This is a genomic window from Mycolicibacterium gilvum (assembly GCF_900454025.1).
GTDB classification, from domain to species: Bacteria; Actinomycetota; Actinomycetes; order Mycobacteriales; family Mycobacteriaceae; genus Mycobacterium; species Mycobacterium gilvum.
The window spans coordinates 4,972,887-4,987,581 of sequence record NZ_UGQM01000001.1; the positions used below are offsets into that span (position 1 = coordinate 4,972,887).

The 14,695-nt window shown below is 69.4% G+C and carries 17 protein-coding genes and 1 riboswitch; of the genes, 11 read left to right on the forward strand and 6 right to left on the reverse strand.

Annotated elements, in window-relative coordinates:
* Positions 1-15: 15 nt before the first annotated feature.
* The gene (locus tag DYE23_RS23350) at positions 16-1,044 is read right to left on the reverse strand and encodes an AurF N-oxygenase family protein (protein ID WP_115328291.1); all 1,029 of its coding nucleotides are present in this window, start codon (positions 1,042-1,044) and stop codon (positions 16-18) included.
* Positions 1,045-1,238: 194 nt separating this feature from the next.
* Here DYE23_RS23350 and serC point away from each other — a divergent pair, with 194 nt between their 5' ends.
* Both serC and sepH read left to right on the forward strand, forming a co-directional pair.
* Complete coding sequence (gene serC / locus DYE23_RS23355) at positions 1,239-2,354, forward strand: phosphoserine transaminase (protein ID WP_013470864.1); 1,116 nt, start codon at positions 1,239-1,241, stop codon at positions 2,352-2,354.
* Positions 2,355-2,444: 90 nt separating this feature from the next.
* Positions 2,445-3,278: a septation protein SepH gene (gene sepH, locus DYE23_RS23360; RefSeq protein WP_115328292.1), complete on the forward strand. Its 834-nt coding sequence runs from the start codon at positions 2,445-2,447 to the stop codon at positions 3,276-3,278.
* Between the two features lie 18 nt (positions 3,279-3,296).
* On the opposite strand, the gene DYE23_RS23365 is transcribed toward sepH, so the two are convergent.
* Positions 3,297-3,569, reverse strand: coding sequence for a DUF2537 domain-containing protein (locus tag DYE23_RS23365; RefSeq protein ID WP_011892611.1), 273 nt, complete (start codon positions 3,567-3,569; stop codon positions 3,297-3,299).
* Positions 3,566-4,393, reverse strand: a complete 828-nt coding sequence (locus tag DYE23_RS23370; RefSeq protein WP_372516276.1) for a TrmH family RNA methyltransferase — start codon at positions 4,391-4,393, stop codon at positions 3,566-3,568. The genes DYE23_RS23365 and DYE23_RS23370 overlap by 4 nt, the downstream gene beginning before the upstream one ends.
* Positions 4,394-4,472: 79 nt before the next feature.
* Here DYE23_RS23370 and DYE23_RS23375 point away from each other — a divergent pair, with 79 nt between their 5' ends.
* Together DYE23_RS23375 and DYE23_RS23380 are read left to right on the forward strand one after the other, a co-directional pair.
* Positions 4,473-4,724 carry a DUF2530 domain-containing protein gene (locus tag DYE23_RS23375; protein ID WP_011892609.1) on the forward strand — a complete coding sequence of 84 codons (252 nt, stop codon included), beginning with the start codon at positions 4,473-4,475 and terminating at the stop codon, positions 4,722-4,724.
* 21 nt (positions 4,725-4,745) lie between these two features.
* Complete coding sequence (locus DYE23_RS23380; RefSeq protein ID WP_011892608.1) at positions 4,746-5,198, forward strand: SRPBCC family protein; 453 nt, start codon at positions 4,746-4,748, stop codon at positions 5,196-5,198.
* Between the two features lie 8 nt (positions 5,199-5,206).
* Here DYE23_RS23380 and DYE23_RS23385 read toward each other — a convergent pair whose 3' ends face one another.
* The gene (locus tag DYE23_RS23385) at positions 5,207-6,133 is read right to left on the reverse strand and encodes a DUF3027 domain-containing protein (protein WP_013470862.1); all 927 of its coding nucleotides are present in this window, start codon (positions 6,131-6,133) and stop codon (positions 5,207-5,209) included.
* Positions 6,134-6,230: 97 nt separating this feature from the next.
* Between DYE23_RS23385 and DYE23_RS23390 the strand changes: the two genes are divergently transcribed.
* Positions 6,231-7,925, forward strand: a complete 1,695-nt coding sequence (locus tag DYE23_RS23390; protein WP_372516275.1) for an MFS transporter — start codon at positions 6,231-6,233, stop codon at positions 7,923-7,925.
* Positions 7,922-8,437 (forward strand): DUF2771 domain-containing protein, encoded by a 516-nt coding sequence (locus DYE23_RS23395; protein ID WP_013470860.1) that lies wholly within the window; start codon positions 7,922-7,924, stop codon positions 8,435-8,437. Before DYE23_RS23390 ends, DYE23_RS23395 begins: the two co-directional genes overlap by 4 nt.
* On the opposite strand, the gene DYE23_RS23400 is transcribed toward DYE23_RS23395, so the two are convergent.
* Positions 8,422-9,438: a glutathione S-transferase family protein gene (locus tag DYE23_RS23400; RefSeq protein ID WP_011892604.1), complete on the reverse strand. Its 1,017-nt coding sequence runs from the start codon at positions 9,436-9,438 to the stop codon at positions 8,422-8,424. The two genes, DYE23_RS23395 and DYE23_RS23400, sit on opposite strands and share 16 nt — an antisense overlap.
* 216 nt (positions 9,439-9,654) lie before the next feature.
* On the opposite strand from DYE23_RS23400, the gene DYE23_RS23405 reads away from it, so the two are divergent.
* Positions 9,655-10,443, forward strand: coding sequence for an endonuclease domain-containing protein (locus tag DYE23_RS23405; protein ID WP_494337389.1), 789 nt, complete (start codon positions 9,655-9,657; stop codon positions 10,441-10,443).
* A 79-nt stretch (positions 10,444-10,522) separates the two neighbouring features.
* Here the strand turns inward: DYE23_RS23405 and DYE23_RS23410 are convergent, their stop codons facing one another.
* A complete protein-coding gene (locus tag DYE23_RS23410) occupies positions 10,523-10,933 on the reverse strand; it encodes a cold-shock protein (RefSeq protein ID WP_011892603.1) in 411 nt (136 codons plus the stop codon).
* Between the two features lie 163 nt (positions 10,934-11,096).
* On the opposite strand from DYE23_RS23410, the gene DYE23_RS23415 reads away from it, so the two are divergent.
* The 4 genes from DYE23_RS23415 (at position 11,097) to DYE23_RS23430 (ending at position 14,694) form a co-directional block, all read left to right on the forward strand.
* Entirely contained in the window at positions 11,097-11,504 is a 408-nt protein-coding gene (locus DYE23_RS23415; protein ID WP_011892602.1) for a YccF domain-containing protein, read from the forward strand.
* The gene (moaA, locus tag DYE23_RS23420; protein ID WP_115328294.1) at positions 11,501-12,562 is read left to right on the forward strand and encodes a GTP 3',8-cyclase MoaA; all 1,062 of its coding nucleotides are present in this window, start codon (positions 11,501-11,503) and stop codon (positions 12,560-12,562) included. Before DYE23_RS23415 ends, moaA begins: the two co-directional genes overlap by 4 nt.
* 4 nt (positions 12,563-12,566) lie before the next feature.
* Positions 12,567-12,833 (forward strand): MoaD/ThiS family protein, encoded by a 267-nt coding sequence (locus DYE23_RS23425; RefSeq protein ID WP_013470858.1) that lies wholly within the window; start codon positions 12,567-12,569, stop codon positions 12,831-12,833.
* A gap of 283 nt (positions 12,834-13,116) precedes the next feature.
* A riboswitch (cyclic di-AMP (ydaO/yuaA leader) is annotated at positions 13,117-13,289 on the forward strand.
* Between the two features lie 10 nt (positions 13,290-13,299).
* Positions 13,300-14,694 carry a transglycosylase family protein gene (locus tag DYE23_RS23430; protein WP_115328295.1) on the forward strand — a complete coding sequence of 465 codons (1,395 nt, stop codon included), beginning with the start codon at positions 13,300-13,302 and terminating at the stop codon, positions 14,692-14,694.
* The last annotated feature ends 1 nt before the right edge of the window (position 14,695 follow it).

A 14,695-nucleotide genomic window follows, 5' to 3' on the forward strand; every position in this document is an offset into this window, starting at 1 on the left:
TGCGGCCTCCGGCAGCTACGCCGCGGTGACGACGTGCCCGCGCGCCGGTTCGCTGCGGTAGCGGCTCGGCGGACCGTCGATCCGGCAGATGCGCCACATCAGCTTGGCGACCGGGTTCATCAGACCCGTGTCGTGGCAGAGCATCCGCACGTCACCGAACATGTCGCGCAGGAACTGGCGGGCCTCGGGGGTGCCGAAGAAGATCTCCTTCTTCACCGAGCGCGGAATGTCGAACTCTTTCCAGAACGACTTCGGCGGCACGATGATCGCCTGGCACAGCACCCGCATGATGATCGGCACGTTCAGTGAGAGCAGGAACTTCTGCCTGCGGTTGAGGTGCGGCACGCGCTTGCGCAGATACTCGTGGGCGAACGAGATGTGGCGGGCCTCCTCGGCCACATGGATCGCCATCACCCTCTCCATGATCGGGTGCAGCGACTTGCCCTCGCGCAGCACGTTCTTCTGCGTGTGGTCGATGGGCTCCTCACCGGCGAGGACTCCGAAGAAGAACGGGATCGGCAGCGGCCCGGCCGCCAGCGGGATGAACTGCGACAGCCACTTGAGCACCCGCGGCATGCCGGGCACGTCGGCGCCGATGCGGTTGACCATCTCCTGGAACATCAGTGTGTGGTTGCACTCTTCGACCGATTCGTGCAGGCAGTACCGATACTCGGGCGACCCGTTGGGCACCCAGAACGCGTAGTTCATCAGTCCGCGGATCAGGATCGACTCGAAGTGCAGTCCGACCTTGGCGACGTTGGCCTGCCGCCACATGCCGATCTCGATCTGCCGCTCGAGCGGCTGCGCCCGGTACCAGGGGTGCTGACCGATCGGGTCGGTCCCCGGCAGGATCCAGCGCTCATCGTTCGGGACCACGGCGAACTCCGGGGAATCCCAGTCGATGTCGGTGTACGGATTGAAATTGCGCCGCACCGAGCCCTCGGAGAGGGTCGTCAGGGTCTCGACGTACTGCGCGTCGTCGGTGACATCCATGTTCTTGCGCCAACGCCGGATCATTCGTGTGCGAGCTTCCTTGACCGCCATGCGAAGCCTTCCGTCGGTTTACATCCATCGGCTTGTTGTCCAGAGACAGTACCCGCGGTCCCAGGAATTAACCAGGCTTTTTTCCCGGCTGTGTCACGACCAGGTAATTCCCGTCACATGTGATGCAGATCACCGTCACAGGGGTCGGCTCCCCACGCTCAGCCGCCGCCGGCCACGGAACTACGCTGGTGGGCATGGCCGAGACCCTGACCATCCCCGCTGATCTCAAGCCCGCCGACGGCCGCTTCGGCTGCGGGCCGTCGAAGGTCCGCCCCGAGCAGTTGCAGGCGCTGGTCGCGGCCGCCGATCTGTTCGGCACCTCGCACCGGCAGGCACCGGTCAAGAACCTGGTGGGCCGCGTCCGCGAGGGACTGCGTCAGCTGTTCTCGCTGCCCGAGGGGTACGAGGTGATCCTCGGCAACGGCGGCTCCACGGCGTTCTGGGACGCTGCGGCGTTCTGCCTCGTCGACAAGCGCTCGCTGCACCTGACCTACGGCGAGTTCAGCGCCAAATTCGCATCGGCGGTCGCCAAGAACCCGTTCGTCGGCGATCCCATCGTCGTGAAGGCCGATCCCGGCAGCGCGCCGGAGCCCCAGTCGGACCCGTCGGTGGATCTGATCGCCTGGGCGCACAACGAGACCTCGACCGGCGTCGCCGTTCCGGTACAGCGCCCCGACGGCGCCGGCGACGCCCTCGTCGCGATCGATGCGACGTCCGCGGCCGGCGGACTGCCCGTCACCATCACCGAGGCCGACGCGTACTACTTCGCCCCGCAGAAGAACTTCGCCGGAGATGGCGGGCTGTGGCTCGCGGTCCTGTCGCCAGCGGCACTGGCACGCGTCGAGGCGATCGCCGGATCGGGCCGCTGGGTCCCGGAGTTCCTGTCCCTGCCCATCGCGATCGAGAACAGCCTCAAAAACCAGACGTACAACACCCCGGCGATCGCGACGCTGGTTCTGCTCGCCGAGCAACTCGACTGGCTCAACGGCAACGGCGGACTCGACTGGGCGGTCGCGCGGACCGCCGACTCGTCGCAGCGGCTGTACTCGTGGGCCGAGTCCGCGTCCTTCGCCACGCCGTTCGTCACCGATCCCGCACTGCGCTCGCAGGTCGTCGGGACCGTCGACTTCTCCGACTCCGTGGACGCGGCCGCGGTCGCCAAGATCCTGCGCGCCAACGGCGTCGTCGACACCGAGCCGTACCGCAAGCTGGGCCGCAACCAGCTGCGCGTCGGCATGTTCCCGGCGGTGGATCCCGAGGACGTGAGCGCGTTGACGGCCTGCATCGATTATGTGGTGGAGCGGCTTTAGCCACTCCCGCGTGTCTGCCGGGTCACGGACTGGTAACGCAGTAGGGTCACCCGAATAACGGGCAAGGCGCCAGCCCGGAGGAGGACGCACATGAGGGAACTCAAAGTCGTGGGACTCGACGTCGACGGCACACGCATCATCTGCGAAACCGGCGACTCCGGCGAGAAGTTCGTCCTCCGCGCCGACGACCGGCTCAAGGCCGCCGTGCGCGGCGACCGGGCCGCTTCGAACCAGACCACGATCGATGTCGAGGTGCCGAACATGTTGCGCCCCCGAGAAATCCAGTCCAAGATCCGCGCGGGCGCCTCGGTCGAGCAGATCGCCTCCGCCGCGGGTGTGGACATCGCGCGGGTCGAGCGCTTCGCGCACCCGGTGCTGCTGGAGCGTTCCCGCGCCGCCGAGCTGGCCACCGCCGCGCACCCGGTACTGGCCGACGGGCCGTCGGTGCTGACCCTGCTGGAGACCGTCAGTACGGCGCTGATCGCGCGCGGCCTCGACCCCGAAGCCACCACCTGGGACGCGTGGCGCAACGAGGACAGCCGCTGGACCGTGCAGCTGGCCTGGAAGGCGGGACTGTCGGACAACGTCGCGCACTTCCGGTACGCCCCCGGCGCGCACGGCGGCACCGTCACCGCGTTCGACGACGCCGCCTCCGAGCTGATCGACCCGACCTTCGCCCGCCCGCTGCGTCCGCTGGCCCCGGTGGCGCAACTGGCCCTCGGCGAGCCCGACCCGGTGCCCACTCCTGCTCCTGCTCCTGCTCCTGCTCCTACACCTGCGCCCGCGCCCATCCCCGAGCCGCAGGCCGAGGCACCGGAAGAGACGCCCGCCGCGAAGACCTCCCGTCCCCGCAAGTCGCGCCCTGCCGTGCCGGCATGGGAGGACGTTCTGCTCGGCGTGCGCTCCAGCGGCGGCCAGCGCTGACGTCGTGACCTGAGCGTCTCAGATCGACGCGCCGGCCATGGCCAGCAGCGCGATCCACGAGCCCGCCACCCCGACCCCGGCACCCAGAACGAACCAGCGCCATACCGGGACCCTGCGCCAACCCCACACCGTGGGCGCGAGCCCACCGACGGCGATCAGGTTGAGCCCGGCCGCCAGAAGCGGGTGCACACGCGCCAGGCCCACACTGAGCACGATGACCGCGGTGGCGATCACCGCGGCGACGGACGCGGCCACCGTCAAGCCGGTGGCCCACGGGGTTTCGTCGTTCACCGGTTGCTCCTGTCCCTCTCGTAGAACGCCAGGGCGGCGGCAGTCGCGACGTTGAGCGAGTCCGTGCCGCGTGCCATCGGAATGCGTACGCGCACATCAGCCGAACGCATCGTGTGCTCCTTCAGGCCCGGTCCCTCGGCGCCGACGAGGATCGCGATCCGCTCCTCCGTCAGACCCGACACCGCGTCGGCCAGCGTCGGCACGGTCGGGTCGGGCGTCATCGCGAGAAGCCGGAAGTCGTTGTCACGCAGGATGTTCAGATCGGCAGGCCAGTTCGCGGCGCGGGCGAACGGGACCAGCAGCGCGTGACCCATCGACACCCGCACCGCGCGGCGGTACAGCGGGTCGGCACATCCTGAGCCGAAGATGACCGCGTCGACGCCCAGCCCTGCAGCGTTGCGGAACACCGATCCGAGGTTCTCGTGATCGTTGACCCCTTCGAGGACCGCGACGGTGCGCGCGCCGTCGAGAACCTCGGCCACGGTGAGCTCCGGGGCACGCGACGCCGAGGCCAGCACGCCCCGGTTCAGATGGAATCCGATCGCTTCGGCCATCACCTCGGCGGTGGCCCGGTAGAACGGCGCGGCGAGACCGTCGAGGTCGGTCCCGAGTTCGGTCAGACGGCGGTCGGTGCCCAGTAGCGCCCGGGGCACGAAGCGGGACGCCAGCATTCGCTGCACCACCAGAACCCCTTCGGCGATGACCAGGCCCTTGCCGCTCGGCAGATCCGGCCTGCGATCGACACTGTTGAGATCACGGAAGTCGTCGAGCCTGGGGTCCGCGGGATCGGTGATGTCGACCACGTCGAGCACGGCACCACTCACGCGGATTCGGCGGGACCGGCGGCTGGCACAGCGGTAGACACTACCCACCGGCCGCGGGTGGTCGTTTAGGTTGGACGCGATGAACGCCGACACCGAGCCTCAGCCGCCCCCGCTCCCCGCGGCGCTGCTCGCGCCGTGGCCGGTCATCGTGGTCATCACGTGCGGCTGGGTGGTCGCCGCACTGCTCGCGTTCACCGTCGACGGGCTCCACGACTGGCGGCCGATCACCGTCGCGGGGCTGGGCGTCGGCGTGCTTGGCACATCGATCTTTCTGTGGCAACGTCACTCCGCGCGTCGGGGCCACCGAGGCGCCCAGCGCGGCTTGAACTGATCAGCACACGAGGAGAAGCCCATGGCAGCACCGATTCTGCAGGCCGAGATCGACATCAACGCGCCGGTGTCGAAGGTGTGGGAGCTCGTCGCCGATCTGAAGAAGATGTCGCAGTGGAGCCCGCAGTGCCGCGTGATGAAGCCGCTCGGGACACTGCGCCCGGGTACGCGGACGATCAACCTCAACCGGCGCGGTCCGCTCTTCTGGCCCACGACGTGCCGGATCACCGAGTTCGTGCCGGAGCAGAAGCTCGGATTCCGCGTCAACGAGAACAACACCGTGTGGACCTATGAGCTGGAGCCCACCGAGGCCGGCACCCGGCTCGTCGAGACGCGTCACGCCGAGAACGGCACCTCCGCCGTGTCGAACTTCCTCGTCGGAAAGTTCATGGGCGGGGTGCCCAGCTTCGAGCAGGAGCTGATCGAGGGTATGAACGCCTCGCTGCAGCGGATCAAGGCCGCCGCCGAGAAATAGACCAGGCCCTAGGATTCGGCCGGGGTCTCCACGGGGGATTCGGCAGGGGCCTCCGCCGGGGCCTCGACCGGGGATTCGGTCGAAGACTCTTCCGAAACCTCCGCGGGGGATTCGGTCGGCTGGCCGGACGCCTGCGGACGATCCACCACGTCGAGCACCCCGTCGTCGTACGGGTCGTACAGCGGGGAACCGGTGCCCGCCGCCGCCGGGGTGTCCGAGTGTGCGCCGCAGCCGAATTCGGCGTCGACGACGTGCCCGTCGGCGGCGTACTCATTGGCACACACACCGAACATCACTCCGAGCGCGCCACCGAGCGGAACGTAGTAGCCGCAGTCGCGGCACATCCGCCGCGTCGCCCGCGCCATCGCCGAACCGGGTCCGTACTCGCCGTCATGCCAGCGCTGGGCGGTGTCGTTGCGGCCCCACAGGCTGAGCACCTGGCGGCGGCCGAGTCCGACCTCGACGGCGACCTCGTCGATCTGCGGGTCGCCGGTGGCCGCGTACCCGGGCGCCAGGCGCGGGTCGTCGGCGGGTGGGGCGAGCAGGTCACCGGGGCTCAGATCGCCCGGACGGACCCGCTCCTCCCAGGGCACCCACTGGGGTGCCAGCAGTGCGGTCGGGCCGGGGACGAGGACGACTTCGCTGATGGTGGCGCGACCGGCGCCGGGGCACGCCGCGACCACGACGGCCCACTGCCAGCCGCGGTAGCCCGGTAGTTCGGCGAGGAAACGGTGGGTGGCCGACGTGGAATCCTCGAACCCCGCGCCGAGGTACTCCCCCACGCTGTCCTCACCGCTGAACTCGACGATCGCGGCGCGGGCGTCGTCGACAGCGCCCAGCAGCACGGCTTCCAGTTCCGGCGACGGGGTCGCGGGTTCAGGCGTCGGCGCCGGTTCCACGCCCGTGGGATCGGCCTGCTGATCGGGTTCGGTCATGCTGTCCATCGCCTCCAATACTGCCTGACCCCGGCGACCTCTAGCCACACCGGCCGCCTGCGCGAGCGCTGTCGGTCCGATAGGGGAGAATCGACCCGTGACCGGACCGCGGCGTGACCCCCGGGACCCTGACGGTCAGCAGGGTGGACGCTACTACCCGCCGCGCCCACCTGCGGGAGAACATCCGGGGATGGCGAACTACCCGAGCGACCCGCAGACGCGCCCGGGTAACCGCAGACCGGGCCGTCCCTACTCGCCGGGCCAGGCAGGCAACCGATGGCTGCCTCCGCTGGACGACGACCCCCGCCGCGCAGGCCGCGACTACGACAGCCGCTACCACGACGCCCCGAGCGCCGCGGGCGGCGAGAAGGTCACCGTCACCCGCGCCGCCGCGCAACGCAGCCGCGAGATGGGTTCGAAGGTCTACGGAATGGTGCACCGGGCCGCGACCGCGGACGGCGCCGACAAATCCGGGCTCACCGCGCTGACGTGGCCGGTGGTCGCGAACTTCGCGGTCGACGCCGCGATGGCGGTGGCGCTGGCCAACACGCTGTTCTTCGCGGCCGCCTCGGGCGAGAGCAAGGGCAAGGTCGCGCTGTACCTGCTCATCACGATCGCACCGTTCGCCGTGATCGCGCCGCTGATCGGCCCCGCGCTGGACCGGCTGCAGCACGGCAGGCGGGTCGCGCTGGCCGCGTCGTTCGTCCTGCGCACGGTGCTGGCCGTGGTGCTGATCGCCAACTTCGACAGCGCGACGGGCAGCTTTCCGTCCTGGGTGCTCTACCCGTGTGCGCTCGGCATGATGGTGCTGTCCAAATCGTTCTCGGTGCTGCGTAGCGCCGTCACTCCCCGCGTACTGCCCCCGAGCATCGACCTCGTGCGGGTCAACTCCCGGCTGACCACGTTCGGACTGTTGGGCGGCACGATGATCGGCGGCGGGATCGCCGCGGCCGCCGAGTACGGCTTCCAGCTGTTCCAGATGCCGGGTGCACTGTATGTCGTCGTGGCGGTGACGGTCGCGGGGGCGGTGCTGGCGATGCGCATCCCGAAGTGGGTCGAGGTCACCGAGGGTGAGGTGCCTGCCACGCTGAGCTATCACGGCGCCACCGAAATGCTGCCTCGTGAACCCGCCGCCGCCACGGGCAGGGCCCGCCAGCCGCTCGGCCGCAACATCATCACCTCGTTGTGGGGCAATTGCACCGTCAAGGTGATGGTCGGATTCCTGTTCCTCTACCCGGCGTTCGTCGCCAAGGCCCACGACGCGAGCGGCTGGGAGCAGTTGCGCATCCTCGGGATGATCGGCGCGGCCGCGGCCATCGGGAACTTCGGGGGCAATTTCACCGCTGCCCGTCTCAAACTCGGGCACCCGGCGCGTCTGGTGGTGCGGTGTGCGATCGCGGTGACCGTCGTCGCGCTGGCCACGGCACTGACGGGCAATCTGTTCGTGGCCGCGGCGGCGACGCTGGTGACCTCGGCCGCCAGCGCGATCGCCAAGGCGTCGCTGGATGCGTCGATACAGGACGACCTGCCCGAGGAGTCGAGAGCGTCGGGATTCGGGCGCTCGGAGTCGCTGCTGCAGCTGGCGTGGGTGGCGGGCGGCGCGACGGGCGTGCTGATCTACACCGAGCTCTACGCGGGGTTCACCGCGATCACCGCGATCCTGATCCTGGGTCTCGCGCAGACGGTGCTGAGCTATCGTGGCGAGTCGCTGGTGCCGGGGCTCGGCGGTAACCGCCCCGTGCACGCCGAGCAGGAAGGTGTACGGACGGATGCGGTGGTGACCCGCGAGTGAAACGTCTTGTCGCAGTGCTGGCGGCGGTCGCTCTGCTCGCGTCGATCGGTACCGGCGTGCTGGTCTGGCAGCTGTCCCGCGACCACGGCCCCGGCTACCCGGAGATCTCGGCCTTCTCGCACGGCAATCTGACGCGGGTCGGCCCCTACCGCTACTGCCAGGTGTTCAATCCGACCGACTGTGCCGTTCCCGCCGAGCAGGGCGAGCTCGCGGTCGACGCCCGCCATCCCGTGCAGCTGTCCATCCCGTCGGCAATCTCGCGCGCACCGTGGGTGTTGCTGCGCGCCTACACCGACGACGACATCGTCGAGATCGTTCCGCCGCACACCCGCCTGGCGGTGACGATCCCGACCGAAGACCCCGAGCGCGGACGACTCACCGGCATCGCGGTGCAGCTTCCGACGTGGGTGCGCGACGAGGCCGGCAATGAATTCCCCGTGCCGCACGCGGAGTGGGCGGTCCAGACGGTCTGGCCGGACGAACCGGCGGGTGATCCTCAGCCCGCTGAGTGAGCCTCGGGCACGCGTTCACCCTCGCGCGTCGGGCCGGGAGCAGTCCCGTCTCCGAAGGGCCTACCGCCCAGCGCTTCGCGGCCGTGCGGGCTCAGCCAGTTCGACAGGTCGGGCCCCTTCGGGACGACGCCCGTCGGATTAATGTCGGAGTGGACGATGTAGTAGTGCTGCTTGATCTGGACGAAGTCGGTGGTGTCCCCGAAGCCCGGCGTCTGGAACAGGTCACGGGCGTAGGCCCACAGCGCCGGCATCTCGGAGAGCTTGCTCCGGTTGCACTTGAAATGCCCGTGATACACCGGGTCGAACCTGGCCAGGGTCGTGAACAGCCGCACGTCGGCCTCGGTGATCGTGTCCCCTACCAGATATCGCTGGTCGGCCAACCGGTCCTCCAACCAGTCGAGCGCGGTGAACAACCGGTCGTAGGCCCTCTCGTAGGCCCTCTGTGAGCCGGCGAAGCCGCACCGGTAGACACCGTTGTTGACCTCTGTGTAGATCCGCTGGGCCACCTCGTCGATCTCGTCGCGCAGCGGCTCCGGGTAGAGCTGCGGGGCCCCTTCGCGATGGTGGGCCGACCATTCCGTCGAGAAGTCCAGGGTGATCTGCGCGAAGTCGTTGGTGACGACCTGACCGGTTTCGACCTCGACGATCGCGGGGACCGTCACGCCCTTCGGATAGTCCGGGACGCGCTTGTCGTACGCATCGCGCAGGTAGTGGATTCCGAGCACCGGGTCGACAGCGTCCGGGTCGAGATCGAAGGTCCAGCTGCGCTCGTCGTGGGTGGGGCCGCAAAAGCCGATGGAGAGAGCATCTTCGAGGCCCAGCAGGCGTCGCACGATGATCGTCCGGTTGGCCCACGGACACGCCCTGGCCACGACCAGCCGGTACCGGCCCGCCTCGACGGGGTAACCGTCACGGCCGTCGGCGGTGATCCGGGTGGTGATGTAGTCGGTGTCCCGGTTGAACTCACCGTCGGACGCGGAGGAGTCGGCCACGTAGCTCATAGCTGCCTTGATACCCGTATCGCGGCGGCGAATCTGAAGTTGATCGCTTTTTCGGGCTCCTACTTGATGAACGACTTCAGATTCGCGCCCCGCGGAACCGGCGCGAGGGCCTCCAGCGTCCAATGGCCATGGACCTATTCGTCGGAACTGAGGCGCTGAGTGCCGGCACGGTCAACCGGTACCAACTCTCGACGCGCTACCGGGCAGTGCACCGCAATGTCTACGCCCCGAAGGGCCGGCAGCTCACGCCCGTGCAGAAAGCCGAGGCGGCGTGGCTGTGGTCGCGCCGGACTGCCGCCGTCGTCGGTGTGTCCGCCGCCGCGATGCACGGCGCGCTGTGGATCGACCCCCCGCCTGCCGGCCGAACTGAACCAGCGCAGTCAGCACCGCAGCCCCGGAATCTTGCTGCACTGCAACGCACTTCGCCACGACGAAGTCACCACCGTGCGCGGCATCCCGGTCACGACGCCACAGCGCACCGCATTCGATCTCGGCCGTAGGGCAGGTGTCGTGCGAGCGGTGGTGCGACTGGACGCGTTGCTGCGAGCGACGAACACGGGACCCGACGACGTACGGCTGGTCGCAGAGCGTCACCGCGGAGCACGGGGGATCGTGCAACTGCGGCAGGTCCTCGAGCTGGTCGACGCCGGAGCTGAATCACCTCAGGAGACGCGCACGCGCCTTGTGCTCATCACAGCGGGCCTACCGCCCGAAGGCACCCAGATCGACGTCTACGACCGGTTCGGATACCACCTCGGCCGCGTCGATATGGGCTGGGAGACGTGGAAGGTCGGCGTCGAGTACGACGGCGAGCACCACTGGGGCGACGCCCGGCAAGGCGCCCGCGACATCGACCGTCTGGCGACCCTCGAGGCTCAGGGCTGGCGGATCATCCGGGTCAGCGCCGACATCCTGCGCGATCGCCCCGCGACCATCGCATCGCGGACCTATGCAGCGCTCCGTGACGCCGGGGCGCCCATCGGGCCGCCCAATCTGAACTTATGAGCGCATTTTCGCCGACAGTTCGACAAGAAGTTCAGTGTCGACCCCCCGAGTGTCGACCCCCGAGCGCGGCGGCAATGACCTACGCGTCGAGTTCGCGCGCGACGGCCTTGACGACCTCGGAGACCCGGCGCGCGACCTTGCGGTCGGGGTACTTGCCCTTGCGCAGCTCGGGCTGCACAGCTCCTTCGAGGAGCGTGATCATGTCCTCGACCATGCCGTGCAGCTCGTCGGGGGTGTGCTTGTGCTCGGCAGCGGCAGCTTCGCGACGGTTCCGGCTCACGCTCGGCGGCGGATCGATGAGCTTGACCTGCAGTGCCTGCGGTCCGCGGCGTCCCGCCGCCACGCCGAACTCGACGCGCTGACCGGCCTTCAGACCTTCGACACCGGCAGGCAGCGCCGAGGACCGCACGTAGACGTCTTCGCCCTCCTCCTGTGAGAGGAATCCGAAGCCTTTCTCCGCGTCGTACCACTTCACCCGGCCGGTTGGCACTGGTCTCACCTGCTGTCTGTCTGGTGTCGATAACGCCTACATGGCTACATAAAGGAAGCGCCCCGCCTGCGTCGGGACGCGCCGTGCAAGATCCTACTCGGACGTCCGGGCGGCCAGCATCCCCTTATGTCGGTAGGCTGCAGGTCACCGCTGGAGGAAGATGATGCGACTGATTCTGAACGTCATTTGGCTGGTGTTCGGCGGCCTCTGGCTGGCGCTCGGCTACCTCCTGGCGGCGCTGATCTGCTTCGTCCTGATCGTCACCATCCCTTTCGGTTTCGCGTCGCTGCGGATCGCGGCCTACGCGCTGTGGCCGTTCGGCCGGACCATCGTGGAGAAGCCGGGCCCGCGTCCGGGCGCGCTGGTCGGCAACGTCATCTGGGTCATCGTCGCCGGCGTGTGGCTGGCGATCGGACACATCACCACCGCGCTCGCGATGGCCATCACGATCGTCGGTATCCCGCTGGCCCTGGCCAATCTGAAGCTGATTCCGGTGTCGCTGATGCCGCTGGGCAAGGAGATCGTGCCGGTCGATCAGGCTCACGGTCGCGTGGTCGGTTCGGTGCCGTGACGGTCGTCCCCCTCGGGTTGCCGTCTGTCCAGCGCCCTTCGACCCCGGCGCCGGCGACCGGCCCCCTGATCGACACCTTCGGGCGGGTCGCGACGGATCTGCGGGTGTCGCTGACCGACCTGTGCAATCTGCGCTGCACCTACTGCATGCCCGCCGAGGGACTCGACTGGATGCCGCGCGACCAGAAGCTCACCCCCGACGAACTGACCCGGTTGCTGCGCATCGGCGTCACCCGCCTGGGGATCACGAGCATCCGGTTCACCGGCGGAGAACCCCTGGTGGTGCCGCATCTCGAGGATGTCCTCGCGGCGACGACGGCGCTGCGACCCCGCCCCGAGATCACGCTGACCACCAACGGCATCGGGCTCGCGCAGCGGGCGGCGGGGCTCAGACGTGCCGGACTCAATCGCATCAACGTGTCGCTGGACACCGTCGATCCGGCGCGCTTCGCCGCGATCACCCGCCGCGACAGGTTCGACGACGTGATCGCCGGTCTTCACGCCGCGAAGGAAGCGGGGCTGCAGCCGGTGAAGGTCAACGCGGTGCTCGACGCGGTGAGAGGCCTGCAGGACGCGGTGGCACTTCTTGGCTTCTGCCTGGAGAACGGCTATCAGTTGCGGATCATCGAGCAGATGCCGCTCGACGCCGGCCACTCCTGGCAGCGCGACCGTGCGCTGAGCGCCGACGACATCCTGGACACGCTGCGGCGGCACTTCACGCTCACTCCCGACCCCGCCCCGCGCGGGTCGGCACCGGCACAGCTGTGGCGGGTCCACGACGGGACCGGAGTGGTCGGCCGGGTCGGGATCATCGCGTCGGTGTCGCACGCGTTCTGCTCGACCTGTGACCGCAGCCGGCTCACCGCCGACGGTCAGGTCCGCAACTGTCTGTTCGCCCGCGACGAGACCGACCTGCGGGCGCTGCTGCGCTCCGGTGCGGACGACGACGCCCTGGAGGCAGCGTGGCGCGCGGCGATGTGGGCCAAGGCCGCCGGGCACGGCATCAACGATCCCGATTTCGTGCAGCCGGACCGGCCGATGAGCGCGATCGGAGGCTGAGGGCTTGCCTGCTGGGACCGACGTGCGGGTGACCGTGCGGTATTTCGCGGCGGCGCGCGCCGCGGCGGGGGCGGAATCGGAGACGATCGACGTTCCGTCCGGCACCACCGTCGACGCGCTCGTGGCGACGCTGCGCAGTCGCGACGACGGTCTGGCCTCGGTGTTGGCGAGATGCTCGTATCTGCGCGACGGTGTCGCCGTGCGCGACATGGGTGTGGTCCTCGACGACGCGCAGACGATCGACGTCCTGCCTCCGTTCGCGGGCGGCTAGAGGCCGAATACACCTTTCTATTCCGTGATTTGCGTCACATCACGGAATGGTCACGGGATGGCTACGGACAGGTTGAGGGACCCGGCACCTGCAGGAACGACAGTCGGTCCTGGGTATTTAGAGTTTTTTTAGTATTTGCCGCGTTCCGCAACACGGCTGTGAGCAAAAGATGACGAGCCCCTGGGGAGCCGTTACCGTCTGAACAGGCCGATCGACCCCCACAGATGACCGGCCTGCCGCACCACCGATTGCGCCGAGCTCCATCCGTCGGTGTGCGGGGACAACGAGATACAACCCGGATGGAGGCGGGGGACCCACTGGTCCACCGAATACGACAGGACCGGGAACCGATTCGGTTCCTTGGGGTGAAGCCGTCGACGTTTCGACGATGACGGCCGGGCGACCTCTCCAGCCCGAACCCGACAGCTGACCTCGCGGGCGCTACAGAGAGGAACCACACGCACTTATGAGTGGACGGCACCGCAAACCCGCTTCATCAGCCAAGAGCGTCGCGAAGATCGCCTTCACCGGCGCGGTCATCGGAGGCGGAGGTATCGCCCTCGCCGGACATGCCGGCGCCGCGACCGACGGCGAATGGGATCGGGTCGCCTCGTGCGAATCCGGTGGAAACTGGGCGATCAACACCGGCAACGGCTACCACGGCGGACTTCAGTTCTCCCCGAGCACCTGGTCGGGACACGGCGGCGGCGAGTTCGCCCCGGCGGCCTACCTGGCGACCAAGGAAGAGCAGATCGCCGTCGCCGAGCGGGTGCTGGCCTCTCAGGGCAAGGGCGCATGGCCGACGTGCGGCAAGGTGCTGTCCGCCGCGACGCCGCGCAACGTCGTCGACGAGCCGCCCGCTCCCGCCCCGGTCGACCCGCTCGGCCTGGGCGGTGTGCTGCCTCCGCCGCCGGCCCCGCTGGACCCGTTCGCTCCCCCGCCGCCTCCGCCCGCACCGGCGCCGTTCGATGCGCTGGCAGCCCCGGCGCCCGCACCCCTGCCGCCGGCGCCCGAGGCGCTGCCGCCCGCACCCGTCGAGCAGCTCGCGGCTCCGCTGCCCGCGCCGGCCCCCGAGGCCGTCCCGGTCGACGCGATGGCCGCGCCGGCCCCGCTGCCCCCGGCACCCGAGGCGCTCCCCCCGGCACCCTTGGATGCGCCTGCTCCGGCCCAGACCGTCGCGTTCGACGCCGTCGCCGCTACCGCACCGCTGCCGGCACCGGAGGCACTCCCTCCGGCTCCGCTGCCCGCACCGGCCCCCGAGGCCGTCCCGTTCGACGCCCTGTCGGTGCCGGCACCCGTGGAGCCCGTCGTCGCGCCGATCCCCGTGGACGCGCCGCCGAGCGCGGTGGTCACCGCCGTCAACTGGGACACCGCTCCGGCACCTGCCCCCGGTGACCCGCAGATGTGGTCCCTGGGCCTCGACGCCCCGCTGCAGCCCGCTCCTGTGCCTCCGCCGCTTCCGGCCCCCGCACCGGAAACCGTCGCCGCCCCCGCACCGGTGGTCGGCGTACCCGCCGGCCAGGCCGGTCCGGTTCCGGCGGCGCCCGCCGAGGTCCCGCACCTCGTCAGCCCGGACAACCCGCCTCCCGGCACCACGGTGACGCCGCAGGGTCCTCAACAGAGCCCGAACGTGACGTACCTCAAGGAGATCTGGCACGCGATCCAGACCCAGGAGATCTCGGGCTCGGATGCGCTGCTGGCGCTGACCCAGCGTCCACTGACCGCCAACGGTGGTGGACCGGCGCCGATGGCACCGGTCGGCGCTCCCGCGCCGGCGCCGGAAGCCCCCGTCCAGGGTGCCGCAGCACCGCTGCCGGCTCCGGCCGTCCCGGCGCCCCCGCCGGTGCTGCCGCCCGCCTGAT